A 15082-nucleotide genomic window follows, 5' to 3' on the forward strand; every position below is an offset into this window, starting at 1 on the left:
GCCCACGTCGGCACGGCCGAGTCAGAGGTCGGCAAGCATACTCACCGGGGACTCGATGCAGCGCGCGACATAGGTGAGGAATCCCGCGGCCGTGCCGCCGTCGCAGACCCGATGATCGAAGACCAGGGACAGCTCCACGACTGTGCGCACCGCGAGGGCGTGGTCGACCACCCAGGGGCGCTCAATCATCCGGCCGATGCCCAGTATGGCGGCCTCCGGGTGATTGATGATGGCAGCCGACCCGTCGACTCCCAACGCGCCGAAGTTGTTCAGAGTGAACGTGCCGCCCGTGAGTAGGGCCGGCGGGAACGAGCCATCCGCGGCCTGGATCACAATGCCCGCGATCGAATCCCGCAATTCGCGGGTGGTCATCGCGTGGGCGTCATGCACCACAGGCACCATCAACCCACGCGGAGTCTGGGCGGCCAACCCGAGGTTGATGGCCCCGCGCTGGAGGATTTCCTGGCTCGCCGTGTCCACCGAGGAGTTCAGGAGTGGGAACTTGCGCAGCCCGGCCACCGTGAAACGGGCGATCAGCGCGGTCACGCTGAACCGCTCACCCGTGGCATGGAAGAGGCGGTCCCGCGCGGCGAAGAGCTCGGTCGCGTCCACATCGAGCCAGACGGTTGCCTCGGGGATCTCGCGCCGCGAGGTGGACATTCGCTCCGAGACCACCTTGCGCAGTCCGGTGATCGGGATGCGGATGTCGACGGTGGGCGCGGCCCAGGTCTCGACAGACGGGGCCGCCGGTGCGGGCGTGGTTGCCGCGGACACGGCCGACGCCGCCGCGCGTTCACGGATCACCGACTCGACGTCACGGCGCAGCACGAGCGCGTTGCTGCCGGTACCGATAAGCAGGGTCGCGTCAAGGCCATTCTCGCGGGCCAGACGCCGTACGAGCGGCGAAACCACGGGGGAGCGGACGGCCGGGTCGGTTAGAGCGGAGGGAGCCGCCGCCGTGGCGACCGGTGCGACGATGGGCGGGTCGATCGGAGCCGCTGAGCCGGGCCGCACGCCGAAGCGCGCCGTCGCCGGGCGCCGCACCGGACGCGTGTTCTCGGTCGTGCCATAGCCGATCAGCACGGCACCGGATGCCGACCCACCTGCGGGCACTGCGACGGGCACTGCGACAGGCACTGCCACGGGCGGGGCCGCATCCGAAGCCTCAGCGGCCGCCGTAGCGTCCGCGCCATCGGCCACCGTCAGGAGCACCTGGCCGGCGTGCACGACCTGGCCTGCGACTCCATTGAGAGCCACGACCACGCCGCCGTACGGAGACGGCAGCTCCACGATCGACTTGGCCGACTCCACCTCCACCACGGGCTGGTCGATGGCGATGGTGTCCCCCACGGCAACCAGCCAGGAGACGATTTCGGCCTCGGTGAGTCCTTCGCCGAGGTCGGGCAAAATGAAGTGCTGTCCCATCAGTTCCACTCCCACATTCCGAGGGCGGCCAGGATGCGGTCGGGGGAGGGCAGGAAGTACTCCTCAAGCTTGGGGGAGGGATAGGGGATGTCGAAGCCCGTGATCCGGAGGATCGGCGCGGCCAGGTGAAAGAAATTGCGCTCGGTGAGCCGGGCGGCCACCTCGGCCCCGTAGCCACCGAACTGCGCCGCCTCGTGCAGCACGGCGGCACGGGAGGTCTTCCGCACGGACGCGCCCACGGTCTCGTCGTCAAACGGAGAGAGGCTTCGCAGGTCGATCACCTCGATGGAGAGGCCCTCGGCCATGGCGAGTTCCGCCGTGGCGAGCGCCGTTTTCACGGTCGGGCCGTAGGCGATCAACGTGACGTCGGTTCCCTCCCTCAGCACGACCGCGGTGTTCATCGGCGGGGTGTGCACGGGCAGGCTGAGTTCCGCCTTTACCCAATACCGGCTTTTGGGCTCGAGGAAGATGACCGGGTCGTCACTACTGATTGCCTCGCGGAGCATCGAATAGGCATCCGCCGGGTTCGACGGTGAGACCACCGTGAGGCCGGGCGTGGCCGTCCAGTAGGCCTCAGAGGAATCCGAGTGGTGTTCCACCCCGCCGATGTCGCCGGCGTAGGGGATGCGGATCACGAGCGGAAGCTGAACGCGCCCACGGGTGCGGTTTCGCATCTTGGCAACGTGCGACACGATCTGCTCGAAGGCCGGGTAGCTGAAGGCGTCGAACTGCATCTCCACTACCGGACGCAGGCCGTACATGGCCATGCCGATCGCGGTGCCCACGATCCCGGACTCGGCCAGCGGCGAGTCGCTCACCCGGCTCTCCCCAAATTCGGCGTACAGCCCGTCGGTCACCCGGAAGACGCCGCCGAGCGGGCCGACATCCTCGCCGAACAGAACGACCGTGGGGTCGTCGCGCATCGCGTCCTGAATCGCCGCGTTGAGCGCCGCCGCCATGGTCAGGATAACCGGCGCGCGAACGGGCGCCACGGTCGTCTCGTGGGGAGTCATCGGGTTCCTCCTGCTTCGGCGGTGCCGGACGTGGAGGAAGCTGCTGCGGCGTGCTCGGCGAGCTCGGCCTCCAGGAAGGCGCGCTGCTCCACCAGAGCGGGGTGCGGGGTCGCGTAGACGTGGTCGAATAGTTCGAGCGGATCCACCGGAGCGGACCGCGTCATGCATTCCCGGGTGTCTGCGGCCAGATCTTCGGCCTCGGCACGGATGTCCGCGCGTTCCGCGTCGCTCAACGCCCCGACTGCGCCGAGGTAGGTGTCCAGGCGGGTGATCGGGTCGCGGCGTCGCCAGACCTCCAGGTCGCCGGCATCGCGGTAACGGCTGGGGTCGTCGGAGTTGGTGTGTGCCTCCATCCGGTAGGTTAGACCCTCGATCAGGGTCGGGCCGTGGCCGCCGCGGGCGTTCTCCACCGCCGCCGACGTCACCGCGTACATGGCCGCGACGTCGTTGCCGTCCACGAAGTAGCCGGGCATGCCGTAGCCGATGGCCTTGTCGGCGATGGTGCGGCAGCGCATCTGCTTGTCCAGTGGCACGCTGATCGCGAACTGGTTGTTCTGCACCAGGAAGACCACTGGAGCCTGCCAGACGGCGGCGAAGTTGAACGCCTCGTGGGCGTCGCCCTCGCTGGTCGCTCCGTCTCCGAGCAGGGTCAGTGCCACAGTGCTGTCGCGCTTGAGCTTGGACGCGGTCGCCAGACCCACGGCGTGCAGCGCCTGCGTCGCCAGCGGGGTCGCCTGCGCCGCGATCCGGTGGGCGTTCTGGTCGTAGCCGCTGTGCCAGTCCCCGCGGAACGAGGCCAGGATCTGCTCGGGCGGAACGCCGCGCGTGAGTAGGGCGATGCTGTCTCGGTAGGTGGGAAAGAGCCAGTCCTCGGTGCCGAGGGCGGCGACCGCGGCGATCTCGCAGGCTTCCTGGCCGAGGGCCGACGGGTATGTCGCCAAGCGCCCCTGGCGGGTCAGAGCCGTGACCTGCACATCGAACCGGCGGGCGACGACCATGCGTCGGTAGAGGCTGAGTAGTGTGGCCGGGTCCGGCAGTGCCAACCCGCCGGCCTCGTCGGGCGGCGCGGCGCGGCCGGTGTCATCGATCAGACGGAGTGGGCGCGGCGCGGTGAGGGTGCTCTCGACCAGGCTCTCGACATTGAGGCTCATGTCGCAATGGTGGGGCATCTCTGCAACCTCGGCGACGTCCCGGCGACGGATGCGAACGTTTGGTCAGAAGCGGCGTCCCGCCGGGCCGATCGTCCGCGAAAAGCAGCCGGTCAGTGCCAGTTGTCCGCCGCCCGGGCCGGGGGGAGGCCGGTGATCTCCTCGAGGATGAGGTGAGACCGGGTGGAGATCACACCGGGCATGCTGTGGATGTCGCGCAGGATGGCCTGGCTGAGCTGCTCGTGGTCGGGAGCGCTGACGGTGAGGATGATGTCGATGTCGCCGCTCACGGCCTGTGCCTTCTCGACGAAGGGAAGTTCGCTCAGGCGCCGGGCCATTTCGGCCCAGGACACGTCGCCGATCTTCACGATTACGAGGGCGGAGACCCGCAGCCCGAGTGCCCGGCGATCGATCTGCGCGCCGAACCCGGTGACCACACCCTGCCGAACGAGATTCTGCACGCGACTGTGCGCGGTCGTTCGGGAAATGTGCACGAGCGTGGCCAGCTGCCTCATCGAAAGGCGGCCGTCGCGGCTGAGTTCGGCAACGATCCGCCGGTCGATCGGGTCGAGACCGTCGGGCGTGGCCGGGGTGGCGGGGACCGAGTGCTGCGTCATTGAAATCCTCAGACTGTGGAAAACCTCAGACTACTGCCAGCTCACGCGACTGCCGCATGGCGCGCAGGCAGTGGGTCTTGGGCCAGTGGCGCAGCCGTCGCGGCAGTCGGGGGTACACAGCGGCGGTCACCCGGATCAGCCCGTCGAAGCGGCGCTGCGAGCGTGCTGACCAGGGCAGGCCGAACAGAGACCGCACAGACGGCGGCAGAAGACCGATGGTGACGAACCGGCCGAGCGGCATCATCAGGCGCAGCCAGAGCGGCCCGGTGCGCGGGTGCAGCAGCTGCCGGGCCACGGCGCGCGTGGCAGCATCCGTCTGAAGCTGTCCGAGCCGGCGATCCCAGTAGACGGCGAATGCGCCACGGTCGCGCGGCCACAGCTCCGGCGGCATCTGCAAGGCCGTTCCCAGCACGCCGTACTCCCGGTATAGCGCGTCGGCTGCGGCGTCGTCCAGTGGGCCGTAGACCAGGTCCCGCATCCTGAGCGCGGAGTCGTAGAGGGTCGCGGCCACCCAGAGCTGTAGCTCAGGGGTGAAGGCGCTGTAGGCCGGCCTCTGCGCCGTGGCCGGGCCCGAAACCGGGCCGTGGGCGTGATCGACCTGGCGTCGCGCCTGTGTGGCCTCCTCGGGCGTGCCGAACACCACTGCGTACACGTAGGTCAGGGTGCCGCGCAGCCGATCCAGGGGGCGGGAGGCGAAATCGCTGTGGTGCGCCACTCCGTGGCAGATCGCCGGGTCGGCGATCTGCAGCAGGATGGCGCGGCCACCAGCGGCGATCAGCACGGCCTCGCCGGCCATGTCGCGCATCTGCATGGGGCCCTCCCCGGTTAAGCCCCGAGTGTATCTCCGCCACCGGGGAATCCGGTGGGACGGCTGCCGTCTGAGATCAGGAATTCGGTCGGCCCTCCGCCGTGCCCACGTAGTAGGCCGCGACCACGTCGCGGATGTGCAGCGGCTCGGTTCCCGATAGGGGTGCGAGATTCACCGTCCAGCGCGGAGTGGTTCGATCGATCCCGTCGTCACTCTCGGCCCAGAGTGCACGGTTGCCCGTGCACGCATAGGTGCCGTACCAATCGGGATGCTGGTCCAGGACGTTCCAGACCCCGCCGCTGCGGATCAAACAGCGCTCGCCGTCGCTGAGCAGCAGGCCGAGGGGCCGGGCCTCTGCAAAGGCGACGGATGCGGGAAAGCTTCCTGTGCTCGGCAGGCGCACCACCTCCAATCCCCAGGGATCGCGGAAGCAGACTGCGAAACCGGGATCCGGGTCCTGCCAGCAGGCCACGCCGAACGCGCTTGACGGCGAGCAGTTCAGGATGTTGTCATCGACGGCGACGGGGGAGGGCCGCGCGTTGAGTGCAGTGCTCCCGCACTCCAAGGTCACGGTCATGTCGTCGGTCGCTGTGAAGCCCGCGGCGGGCAGTCCGTCCTCGGTGACAGGGCGCACCACAATGCGCTCGGTTGCCGGAGCCGCCGGGCCTGCGGTGGGAGTCGGTGAGGCTGTGCATCCGGTCAGTAGTGCGAGTACGCCCAGAGTATTCAGGAACTGGGAACGCATCTCGGCCTCCGTTCACTGCGCGCCCGCTGAAGCCGCGCTCTGCGGGGCAAACGCTACGCGCGGCCTCACGGGGCGTCAAGGGAATTCGACGGCTGAGGGCGGGATGCCGTTCACAAATGATTTTTCCGCTCCGGAATAAAGACGGATCCTATGCGCTTGCATGAAAACGAGGACGAGAATTCACCGTTCCGCGAATTGAGGAGAACCCATGACTGAGACCACCGCAGTGACCATCCCCGGCTACAAGGCCGGAACCTGGACCATCGACCCGACCCACAGCGAGGTCGGTTTCAGCATTCGTCACATCATGATCAGCAAGGTCAAAGGCACGTTCGAGAAGTTTGACGCGACCTTCGTCACCGGCGAGAACCCGCTCGACTCCTCTGTAACGGCCTCCGCACAGGTCGTCTCGATCAACACGAACCAGGCTGACCGCGACGGACACCTGCGCACCGGTGAATTCTTCGACGCCGAGACGTACCCGACCATCGACTTCGTGTCCACCGGCGTGCGCCAGGTCAAGGGCGAGTTCCTCGTCGACGGCAACCTCACCATCAAGGGCGTCACCAAGCCCGCCACCTTCGACTTCGAGTTCGGTGGCTTCGGCACCGACCCGTACGGCAACTACAAGGCCGGCGCCACGGCGACGGCTGAGGTCACCCGCGCCGACTTCGGTCTCACCTACAACGCGGCCCTTGAGACCGGCGGAATGCTCCTCGGGGACAAGGTCACCATCACCATCGAACTGCAGGCCGCGCTCAACCAGGCGTAGTCGTTCCGCGCGGAGGTCTGCGCGCGAGCATCACAAAAGCACGCACACGGCGAGGGGTTCCGCAGGTGTGGGACCCCTCGTTTTGTTCTATTCCGGTAGTCCGCGACCTCCGGGCGGAAGCCGCGACATTCCGGCAGCAACCCGGAGCCGAGCACATGCATCCTGAAGGCGGCTGGGGCAGCCGCTCCGCTCGTCCACGTCCCTGGCCCGTGCTCGTTCGTGAGAGACCTCTTCTGGCGGGCCGGGCGCAGGCATCCGAGCTCGGAACTGCGCTCTCGTTGTCGGTCCGACGGGGCATTTTCTGAACCCCAGAAGTCTTGCCGAGGCGCCGCTGGCCCGACTACGCGCCCGTGATCTCTTCGCGCACCCGGCGCAGGTCCTCCATCAGTGAACCGATCAGGATCCAGTGCTGCGGATGCGGCGTCGCAATGATCAGGGGGGCGGTCAGTGTCGGTGGTTCCGCAGGCAGGCTGATCGGCTGGGCGCCGGGGTGATCGACCTGTTCGGTGAGCAGACGCAGGTCGTGGGCGGCCCGGCTCAGTTCCACCGTAATCGCCAGGACCGTGGGCTCGAGGTGCAGCGAGTGGTCGTAATGATCACGCAATGACCTGGTCATGCCGATTGTGCGTGCCACGAGCGAGGTCAGTCGCCCGAAGAGCTCCTCATCGATATCGAGCAGGCGCCGGTTGACCGCATGCCGGGGGTTGAGCGTGAGGCTCTCCTCGGCTTGCTTGATCGCCTGATCCGCCTTGGCGAGCATGGGACGCAACAGGCGTACCTTGATCATCATCTCTTCGATCTGGCTGGTTTTCTGCGGAAACCGCAGGGCGTCGACGATGCGGTCGAGGGTATCCGCAACCTCGTAGGCCAGCCGCACGACGGCCTCGTGAGCCGGCGCGAGCAGCACCGGCGGCACGATAAGGGCATTGACGAGGAGGGCTGCCGCCGCTCCGATGATGGTTTCGACGATGCGATCCCGAGCGTACTCGGCCGTGGCCGTGCCGATCGTGAGCAGGAGCATGGCGCTGATCGGGATCTGGCTGGCCGAGCTCGGTGCCAGGCGAAGCGCCCAGGCCAACATGATGCAGAATACGATCGCCAGCAGCACGACCCAGCTCGACTGGCCGAAGGCGACACCGACGCCGTAGGCGATGATCACCCCGCCGATGACCCCCAGGCTGCGCTCGACCGCGCGGCCAAGGGTCTGGTTGATGTTCGGCTGCACCACCAGCAGGGCAGCGATCGCGGCGAATACAGGCAACTGTTCCGTGTCCAGCAGCAGCTGCGAGGAGATCCAGCCGAGCGCGACTGCGGCGGATGTCTTCGCAGCCTGGAGCAGTGGAATCCGGTTCGTCGATCGCAGCCGGGTGTTGATTCTCACGTGTTCAGGGTAGCCGAACGGGGACTGGTGCTGATGCTGGTAGAGACCTGCGGCTTAGGGCAGGTCGTCGTCGGTGCGGGCGCCGAACACGATTTCGTCCCAGCTGGGCATCGAGGCGCGTCCACGCTTTCCGTGGTTGCCGGCCTGGCGTGGAGTTGCAGACGGCGTTTGCGATGCTGCAGCCTGAGCTGACCACGCGTTGCGAGGAGTTTCGGCCGGTGCTGCCGACGCGTCGGCGGCATGGACGCCGGAGGGCTCGGCGCCGGCCTCTACGGGCTGGCCCACGAGACGGATGCCCGGTCCCGCCGCCTGAGCCGCGGCGTTCTCGGTGAGGCTACTGTGGTGGCTCTCGGACTGGTTGCTCTCGAAGGCGGCCGCTTCGCGCTCCCCGCGGCGACGGCGGAGGGACGCGAGCAGGTCAGCGGTCTCGCTCAGGCTCTGCGGGGGTTCGTCGGCGCGCTTGATGGCCGCCCGGGACACGGCATCCGTCGTTCCGGCCTGGCGCGAGTACGGCACCGGCTCCAGAAGCGGGGCCGTGTCGTTGAGCAGCTCTTCGGTCAAAGATTCCCTGAACGTGAAGGCGCCGCTGTCGAACCTGGACACGTCGGCAGGACTCGTCTCGGCGCCCACGGCCCGCAGCCGCGGGATCAAGGCGCCCTTGAGCTCGCCCTGCTGGGAGAGCGCGATGGCTTCGCCACCGACCGGTGTGAGGGAATTCTTCTTCGGTTCAAAGCCCCAACGGGCGTCATGATCGATGTCATCGGCGGTAAAGGCCAATTTGACGATCCACCCGGCGCCGGGCTCTTTCCAGCTGGCCCAACGTTCGTTGGTGGCGCCGAGGGAGGCCAGGCGTTCCCGGATGACGGTGCCAAAATTGGCTCCGCCGTCAATCGGGTCAGGGTCAATGGCGGTATGCACGGGCACGCTCAGCGCACAAGACACCATGTAGTCGCGTTCGGCGACCACCGGGCCCTCGAAGCGGCGCACGAAATCGATGGATGCGCCCGTGACGGCAGCCACATCCTCGGCGGACATGCCGGCGCGAATGTGGGCCTGCACCTCCTTGGGGCTCAGCTTCGGCCCGGACGTGGGATCCGCCTGGGTTTGGCGAAGCCGGGACTGGAGAACTTCATCGATGGGGATCCGGAATCTGTCACCCTCTTCTGACGCTGCGAGCAGCGCACCGTTCTCGACTCCAATAACTTTCAATTCCTGCATGTTGAAAGCCCTCTCGCGATCATTAGTGCAGCCAAGACTGCCATGTAAAAGACGAATCGCTGGGGAATACGCCGGGCGTGCCGCAAGTTGATGACTGTGCCGAACAGATACGGCGACGTGTAGTTTGCTATTCCGCCCGGATTGTTGGAAACTATGGCCGCCGAAATCGTTTCTCGGCGTAACTGAATGGATGGGTATGGCAACCGATTACGACGCACCACGGAAGACCGAAGACGACTCGGAGTCGATTGAGGCCCTCAAGGAGCGCGTACCCGACAAGATGTCCGGTGTCGTAGATGTCGACGACTCGGACAACCCCGGTGGGTTCGACCTTCCCGGCGCCGATCTGTCCGACCTCGACCTCGATGTCGTCGTCCTGCCCCCGCAGGCCGACGAGTTCACCTGCGTGGAATGCTTCCTGGTGAAGCACCGTTCGCAGATGTCGCACGAGACCAAGCTCGGCCCGGTTTGCCTGGAGTGCGACTCCTAAACGCGCTTAGTCACCTGACGCTGGCCGTCGCGATCCATTGATCGCGGCGGCCAATTTCTGTGGATGCCGCGTTGACACGAGCCAGTACGGGGCCGGGTCGGTCTCATCCACGATCGGAATCCGCACGACCGGGCGGATCCAACCGCGGATCAGCAGCCACGCTCTGGCATCGAGCCGGCGTCCGCGCTCCAGTACGGCCTCATCCCCCTCGAAGGGCAGAACCTCGCCCACCAGCTCGGCCGAGATGCGCGCGCGCCCGGCGATGACCTCTCCGTTCGCCACCTGGATCATGGGAGCCGACAGAATCAGCGTCAGAACGCAGGCGGCGTACAACCCCGCGGCGATCAGGATCCCGGCGAACATCGAAATCGGTGCGAACACGAGAATGCTGGCCGGGATGATCAGTGCGGTGGCGACGTAGGGTGCGGGTGAGGCCCACAGTTTTTCGCGATATTCAGGCATGGCTCTATTCGATCAGACTTCTGCACTAGCCTCGACACGTGGCAGAAAGCGTCGAAGTCCTGATTACCGCGTCCATCCTCCCGAGCTACGCGCATCCGGGCGACGCGGGGGCGGACCTTCATTCCTCCCAGGCTCTGGTCCTGGCCCCCGGCGAACGCGCTCTGGTCGGCACGGGCGTATCCATCGCCTTGCCAGACGGGTTCGCGGCGTTCGTCGTTCCCCGCAGCGGTCTCGCCTTCAAGCACGGGATCACGATCGTGAACTCCCCGGGAACGGTTGACGCCGGGTACCGCGGGGAGATCAAGGTCACGCTCCTGAACACCGACCAGAACGAGGCTTTTTCGATCGCGGTCGGCGATCGCATCGCCCAGATCATCATCATGCCGGTCAGTCGGGCTGCTTTTATCCCCGTCGACCGGCTGCCAGGCAGCCAGCGCGGCGAAGGCGGGTTCGGGTCGACCGGCCAAGGCCAGCAGATCAGCACGGGCACCACAACGTCAGGAGACAACCAGTGAGCGACACCGCGAACACGGACGAGACCGCGGACGTGTCGGCCAAGTCGGCACCCGAGGACCGGGCAACCGAGGGACCCCTCGATGAAGTCGAAGCCAACCCGGTCCGGCCTTACGTCGACCTCGGTGGGGTGAAAATCCTTCCACGTGAAGGCCTGCACCTGCGACTCGAAATTGAGGAGGGCAGCAAGCGCGTCGTCGCGATCGGGCTTGACTACGCCGGTTCGACCCTGCAGGTGCAGCCGTTCGCCGCTCCCCGTTCCAGCGGTCTCTGGCACGAGATTCGCGCCCAGATCGCCGACCAGATCGGCAAGCAGGGTGGAACCACGACGCTGCGAGAGGGGCCCTTCGGCCCCGAACTCGTTGCGGAAATTCCCGTGGCCGCCGGTCAGGGGGCGGACGGATCGAGCCGGCTGGCTCGATTCATCGGCGTCGACGGTCCGCGCTGGTTCCTCCGCGGGGTTATCGCCGGTGAGGGTGCCGTCAACCCCGACGCAGCGAGTGAGATCGAGGACCTTTTCCGCAGCATCGTGGTGGTGCGGGGATCGGCCCCGATGCCTCCGCGCGACCTCATTCCGCTCCGGATGCCGGCCACGCCGGCCGAGCCCGGCCAGTCCTGAGGTATTCCCGGATGACGGAAACCCCGCCGCCCAACGAGGCACATGGTCCCCGTGTCACACGGAATCCGCCGGACTCGCCCGAGCCTGGAACCGAAGCGGTGTCCGGCGCGTTGGCCGAGGGTATGGCCGCCGCGGCCCGGCGGGCCGGCTTCTCGTCGGCAGCCGATGGCGAGCCGATCAGCGGGCGTGTGCTCCTGGCGGCGATGGGCGGCATCCGCGGTCTGGTCGAAGCGGTCCTGCCCGGCCTGGTCTTCCTGCTCACGTACACGTTCACCAGGCAGCTGCTGCCCGATTACTCGCTTCTGGTCTCGTTGGTCGTGCCGGTTCTGATCGGCGTCGTCTTCATCGCGCTGCGGCGGGTCAGTCGCCAGACGATGACGCCGGCCGTCGGCGGACTGGTGGCGCTGGTCTTCAGTGCTGTGCTGGCCCTGTTCACGGGTCGGGCTGAGGACTTCTTCCTGCCCGGATTCTGGACCAATGGGCTCTACGGCGGCGCGCTGCTGGTCTCGGCGCTGGTCGGCTGGCCGCTGATCGGGTTGGCCGTGGGGTTCCTGATGGGAGACGGAATCGACTGGCGTGCGAATCCGTCCAAGCGACGTGTGTTGACCATCCTCACACTGTGCTGGGCCGGCCTGTTCGCGCTGCGACTGGCCGTGCAGCTTCCGCTGTACTATTCCGGCAACGTGGAGTGGCTGGGAGCCGCGAAGCTCCTGATGGGGATCCCGCTCTATGCGCCGCTTCTCGTGACCTCGTGGTTGGTCGTCCGGACGGTCTACCGGGCGACCGACGACGACACGGCCCGACGACGCGACTGATTCGCGACACCTTGATTCCGCGAAACCGCTCGAAAGGGCACGCGTATCGGCGGGGCACCGCTAGAGTTATCTCTATGTCAAGATAGTTTGACGGAGGACATCGTCCGCACGTCGCATCCGCCGGTTAGGTAACCCTTGCTGGCAGCCGCAGGCGTCCGGTCGTCAGGATTGAGGATTGCGGACGGTTACCCGTCGGTTTCCACGAAGGAGAGGGCATCGTGTCGGCACTTAATAATGCGGTCGTAAACAGTTTTGGAGCCAAGGACACCCTGCGGGTCGGGTCGACAGACTATGAGGTCTTTCGTCTCGATGCCGTCACGGGCTACGAGAAGCTCCCGTTCAGCCTGAAGGTGCTGCTGGAGAATCTCCTCCGCACCGAGGACGGCGCCAACATCACCCCCGCGCACATCCGCGCCCTGGGTGAGTGGGTCCCGACGGCGGAACCCGACACCGAGATCCAGTTCACGCCCGCACGCGTGGTCATGCAGGACTTCACCGGTGTTCCCTGCATCGTCGACCTCGCCACCATGCGTGAGGCCGTCGCCGAGCTCGGTGGCGACCCGAAGAAGATCAACCCGCTGGCACCGGCCGAGCTCGTCATCGACCACTCCGTGATCGCCGACCTGTTCGGCACCGCCGACGCACTCGAGCGCAACGTTGAGATCGAGTATGAGCGCAACGGCGAGCGGTACCAGTTCCTGCGCTGGGGCCAGACGGCATTCAACGACTTCAAAGTCGTGCCGCCGGGGACCGGAATCGTGCACCAGGTCAACCTGGAATACCTGGCCCGAGTCACGATGACGCGGGAAGTGAACGGTGTGCTGCAGGCCTACCCCGACACCTGCGTCGGCACCGACTCGCACACGACCATGGTCAACGGCCTCGGCGTGCTCGCTTGGGGTGTCGGCGGCATCGAAGCCGAGGCGGCGATGCTCGGCCAGTCGATCTCGATGCTCATCCCCAAGGTGGTCGGCTTCAAGCTCAACGGCTCCATTCCCACCGGCGTCACCGCGACGGATGTCGTGCTCACCATCACCGAGATCCTGCGCAAGCATGGTGTCGTGGGCAAATTCGTCGAGTTCTACGGTGCGGGCGTCGCCCAGGTGCCGTTGGCCAACCGCGCCACCATCGGCAACATGAGCCCCGAGTTCGGCTCGACGGCCGCCATGTTCCCCATCGACGATGTGACCTTGGGATACCTGCGCCTGACCGGCCGCAGCGAAGAGCAGGTCGCCCTCGTCGAGGCGTACGCGAAGTTGCAGGGTCTCTGGCACGACGCCGACAAGGAGCCCGTCTTTAGCGAGTACCTCGAGCTCGACCTGGGGACCGTCGTGCCGTCGATCGCCGGCCCGAAGCGTCCGCAAGACCGCGTCATCCTCACCGAGGCGAAGTCGCAGTTCGAACGGGACCTGCAGAGCTACGCGACGCAGGACTGGACCGTCGTGGACGCGGCCGTCGAGGCATCCTTCCCGGCATCAGACCCGATCGGCTTCACCGCCGAGGACGAGAACCTCGACCACTCGGTCTCGCACAACCATGTCAGCCACGCTCCGATCAGTGTCTCGCGGCCCGTCGCGATCACCACGGAGGGCGGAGCGAACTACACACTCGACCACGGAGCTGTCGCCGTCGCGGCCATCACCTCGTGCACGAACACGTCCAACCCGTCGGTCATGCTCGCCGCGGGCCTGTTGGCCCGCAACGCCGTCAAGAAGGGGCTCACGAGCAAGCCGTGGGTCAAGACCACCCTGGCGCCGGGCTCGAAGGTCGTCACCGATTACTACGAGAAAGCCGGCCTCACCGACGACCTGGAAGCCCTCGGCTTCTACACCGTCGGCTACGGCTGCACGGTCTGCATCGGCAACACCGGTCCGCTCATCGACGAGGTCACCGCAGCGATCAACGACAATGACCTGGCCGTCACCGCGGTGCTCTCGGGCAACCGCAACTTCGAGGGCCGGATCAGTCCTGACGTCAAAATGAACTACCTGGCCAGCCCGCCGCTGGTCATCGCCTATGCCCTCGCGGGCTCGATGAACTTCGACTTCGAGACGGATGCCCTCGGCATCGGCAACGACGGCAACGAGGTGTTCCTCAGGGACATTTGGCCTGACTCGGCCGAGGTGCAGGCCACGATCGACAACTCCATCGACACGGGCATGTTCACGAAGCAGTACGGCCACGTCTTCGAGGGCGACGAGCGCTGGCGTGGACTGCCGACGCCGGACAGCGAGGTCTTCGAGTGGGATCCCGAGTCCACGTATGTGCGGAAGCCCCCGTACTTCGACGGCATGACAATGGAGACCACCCCGGTGGTCGACATCGTCAGCGCCCGAGTGCTGGCCAAACTGGGCGACTCGGTCACAACCGACCACATCAGCCCCGCCGGGTCGATCAAGGCGGACAGCCCGGCCGGTGCCTACCTGCTCGAGCACGGCGTCGATCGTGCCGACTTCAACTCCTACGGCTCGCGCCGCGGCAACCATGAGATCATGATTCGCGGAACGTTCGCGAACATCCGTCTGCGCAACCAGCTGCTCGACGGAGTGGAAGGCGGCTACACCCGCGACTTCACCGTCGACGGTGCACCGCAGGCGTTCATCTACGACGCGGCGCAGAACTACCAGGCGCAGGGCACTCCGCTGGTCATCTTCGGTGGCAAGGAATACGGCTCGGGTTCATCCCGGGACTGGGCAGCCAAGGGAACCAGCCTCCTGGGCGTCAAGGCCGTCATCACCGAGAGCTTCGAGCGGATTCACCGATCCAACCTGATCGGGATGGGTGTTGTCCCGCTCCAGTTCCCCGCCGGCCAGAGCTGGGCGTCCCTCGGCCTCGACGGCACGGAGATCGTCACGATCACCGGGCTCGATGAGCTGAACAATGGGACCACCCCGAAGACGGTCCGCGTGACCGCCAGCCCGAGCCCGCAGTCGGCGGCCGGTAAGGCAACGGTGGAGTTCGACGCCCTCGTTCGCATCGACACCCCGGGCGAGGCGGACTACTACCGTAACGGCGGCATCCTGCAGTACGTCCTGCGTTCGCTGGTCGCGTAGCGG

15 protein-coding genes are annotated in these 15082 nt (G+C 66.6%); 6 read left to right on the plus strand and 9 right to left on the minus strand.

All coding sequences use genetic code 11. The features are described 5' to 3' along the window. Nucleotides 1–21: 21 nt before the first annotated feature. The 6 genes from E3O65_RS09965 to E3O65_RS09990 all read right to left on the minus strand — a co-directional run bounded on the left by E3O65_RS09965 (nt 22) and on the right by E3O65_RS09990 (nt 5756). Nucleotides 22–1425 (minus strand): dihydrolipoamide acetyltransferase family protein, encoded by a 1404-nt coding sequence (locus E3O65_RS09965; protein WP_134363586.1) that lies wholly within the window; start codon nt 1423–1425, stop codon nt 22–24. Further along, nucleotides 1425–2438 carry an alpha-ketoacid dehydrogenase subunit beta gene (locus E3O65_RS09970; RefSeq protein ID WP_134363587.1) on the minus strand — a complete coding sequence of 338 codons (1014 nt, stop codon included), beginning with the start codon at nt 2436–2438 and terminating at the stop codon, nt 1425–1427. Before E3O65_RS09970 ends, E3O65_RS09965 begins: the two co-directional genes overlap by 1 nt. After that, nucleotides 2435–3589 carry a pyruvate dehydrogenase (acetyl-transferring) E1 component subunit alpha gene (gene pdhA, locus E3O65_RS09975; RefSeq protein WP_134363588.1) on the minus strand — a complete coding sequence of 385 codons (1155 nt, stop codon included), beginning with the start codon at nt 3587–3589 and terminating at the stop codon, nt 2435–2437. Before pdhA ends, E3O65_RS09970 begins: the two co-directional genes overlap by 4 nt. Nucleotides 3590–3699: 110 nt before the next feature. After that, nucleotides 3700–4203, minus strand: a complete 504-nt coding sequence (locus E3O65_RS09980) for an Lrp/AsnC family transcriptional regulator (protein ID WP_134363589.1) — start codon at nt 4201–4203, stop codon at nt 3700–3702. A 25-nt stretch (nt 4204–4228) separates the two neighbouring features. Then, on the minus strand, nt 4229–5014 hold the full coding sequence (locus E3O65_RS09985) for an oxygenase MpaB family protein (RefSeq protein WP_241985603.1): 786 nt from the start codon (nt 5012–5014) through the stop codon (nt 4229–4231). Nucleotides 5015–5087: 73 nt separating this feature from the next. After that, nucleotides 5088–5756, minus strand: a complete 669-nt coding sequence (locus tag E3O65_RS09990) for a hypothetical protein (RefSeq protein ID WP_134363590.1) — start codon at nt 5754–5756, stop codon at nt 5088–5090. 208 nt (nt 5757–5964) lie between these two features. Here E3O65_RS09990 and E3O65_RS09995 point away from each other — a divergent pair, with 208 nt between their 5' ends. Beyond that, on the plus strand, nt 5965–6528 hold the full coding sequence (locus tag E3O65_RS09995; RefSeq protein ID WP_134363591.1) for a YceI family protein: 564 nt from the start codon (nt 5965–5967) through the stop codon (nt 6526–6528). Nucleotides 6529–6868: 340 nt separating this feature from the next. Here the strand turns inward: E3O65_RS09995 and E3O65_RS10000 are convergent, their stop codons facing one another. Beyond that, the gene (locus E3O65_RS10000) at nt 6869–7909 is read right to left on the minus strand and encodes an FUSC family protein (RefSeq protein ID WP_134363592.1); all 1041 of its coding nucleotides are present in this window, start codon (nt 7907–7909) and stop codon (nt 6869–6871) included. 54 nt (nt 7910–7963) lie between these two features. Next, nucleotides 7964–9127, minus strand: coding sequence for a septation protein SepH (gene sepH, locus E3O65_RS10005; RefSeq protein WP_134363593.1), 1164 nt, complete (start codon nt 9125–9127; stop codon nt 7964–7966). A gap of 196 nt (nt 9128–9323) precedes the next feature. Between sepH and E3O65_RS10010 the strand changes: the two genes are divergently transcribed. Beyond that, nucleotides 9324–9617, plus strand: a complete 294-nt coding sequence (locus E3O65_RS10010; RefSeq protein ID WP_134363594.1) for a DUF4193 domain-containing protein — start codon at nt 9324–9326, stop codon at nt 9615–9617. A 6-nt stretch (nt 9618–9623) separates the two neighbouring features. Here the strand turns inward: E3O65_RS10010 and E3O65_RS10015 are convergent, their stop codons facing one another. Next, entirely contained in the window at nt 9624–10079 is a 456-nt protein-coding gene (locus E3O65_RS10015) for a DUF3093 domain-containing protein (RefSeq protein ID WP_134363595.1), read from the minus strand. 38 nt (nt 10080–10117) lie between these two features. Here E3O65_RS10015 and dut point away from each other — a divergent pair, with 38 nt between their 5' ends. The 4 genes from dut (at nt 10118) to acnA (ending at nt 15079) form a co-directional block, all read left to right on the plus strand. After that, nucleotides 10118–10594, plus strand: a complete 477-nt coding sequence (dut, locus tag E3O65_RS10020) for a dUTP diphosphatase (RefSeq protein ID WP_134363596.1) — start codon at nt 10118–10120, stop codon at nt 10592–10594. Then, nucleotides 10591–11211: a DUF3710 domain-containing protein gene (locus E3O65_RS10025; RefSeq protein ID WP_134363597.1), complete on the plus strand. Its 621-nt coding sequence runs from the start codon at nt 10591–10593 to the stop codon at nt 11209–11211. Before dut ends, E3O65_RS10025 begins: the two co-directional genes overlap by 4 nt. Nucleotides 11212–11222: 11 nt before the next feature. Continuing rightward, nucleotides 11223–12026 carry a DUF3159 domain-containing protein gene (locus E3O65_RS10030; protein ID WP_134363598.1) on the plus strand — a complete coding sequence of 268 codons (804 nt, stop codon included), beginning with the start codon at nt 11223–11225 and terminating at the stop codon, nt 12024–12026. Between the two features lie 218 nt (nt 12027–12244). Further along, nucleotides 12245–15079, plus strand: coding sequence for an aconitate hydratase AcnA (gene acnA, locus E3O65_RS10035; RefSeq protein ID WP_134363599.1), 2835 nt, complete (start codon nt 12245–12247; stop codon nt 15077–15079). Nucleotides 15080–15082 lie beyond the last annotated feature (3 nt).

The organism is Cryobacterium breve (genome assembly GCF_004402375.1).
GTDB lineage: Bacteria > Actinomycetota > Actinomycetes > Actinomycetales > Microbacteriaceae > Cryobacterium > Cryobacterium breve.

Coding starts and splice junctions, on each gene's coding strand:
- E3O65_RS09965 (WP_134363586.1), bottom strand. CDS start 1,425: ATGGGACAGCACTTCATTTTGCCCGACCTCGGCGAAGGACTCACCGAG.
- E3O65_RS09970 (WP_134363587.1), bottom strand. CDS start 2,438: ATGACTCCCCACGAGACGACCGTGGCGCCCGTTCGCGCGCCGGTTATC.
- pdhA (WP_134363588.1), bottom strand. CDS start 3,589: ATGAGCCTCAATGTCGAGAGCCTGGTCGAGAGCACCCTCACCGCGCCG.
- E3O65_RS09980 (WP_134363589.1), bottom strand. CDS start 4,203: ATGACGCAGCACTCGGTCCCCGCCACCCCGGCCACGCCCGACGGTCTC.
- E3O65_RS09985 (WP_241985603.1), bottom strand. CDS start 5,014: ATGCAGATGCGCGACATGGCCGGCGAGGCCGTGCTGATCGCCGCTGGT.
- E3O65_RS09990 (WP_134363590.1), bottom strand. CDS start 5,756: ATGCGTTCCCAGTTCCTGAATACTCTGGGCGTACTCGCACTACTGACC.
- E3O65_RS09995 (WP_134363591.1), top strand. CDS start 5,965: ATGACTGAGACCACCGCAGTGACCATCCCCGGCTACAAGGCCGGAACC.
- sepH (WP_134363593.1), bottom strand. CDS start 9,127: ATGCAGGAATTGAAAGTTATTGGAGTCGAGAACGGTGCGCTGCTCGCA.
- E3O65_RS10010 (WP_134363594.1), top strand. CDS start 9,324: ATGGCAACCGATTACGACGCACCACGGAAGACCGAAGACGACTCGGAG.
- E3O65_RS10015 (WP_134363595.1), bottom strand. CDS start 10,079: ATGCCTGAATATCGCGAAAAACTGTGGGCCTCACCCGCACCCTACGTC.
- E3O65_RS10030 (WP_134363598.1), top strand. CDS start 11,223: ATGACGGAAACCCCGCCGCCCAACGAGGCACATGGTCCCCGTGTCACA.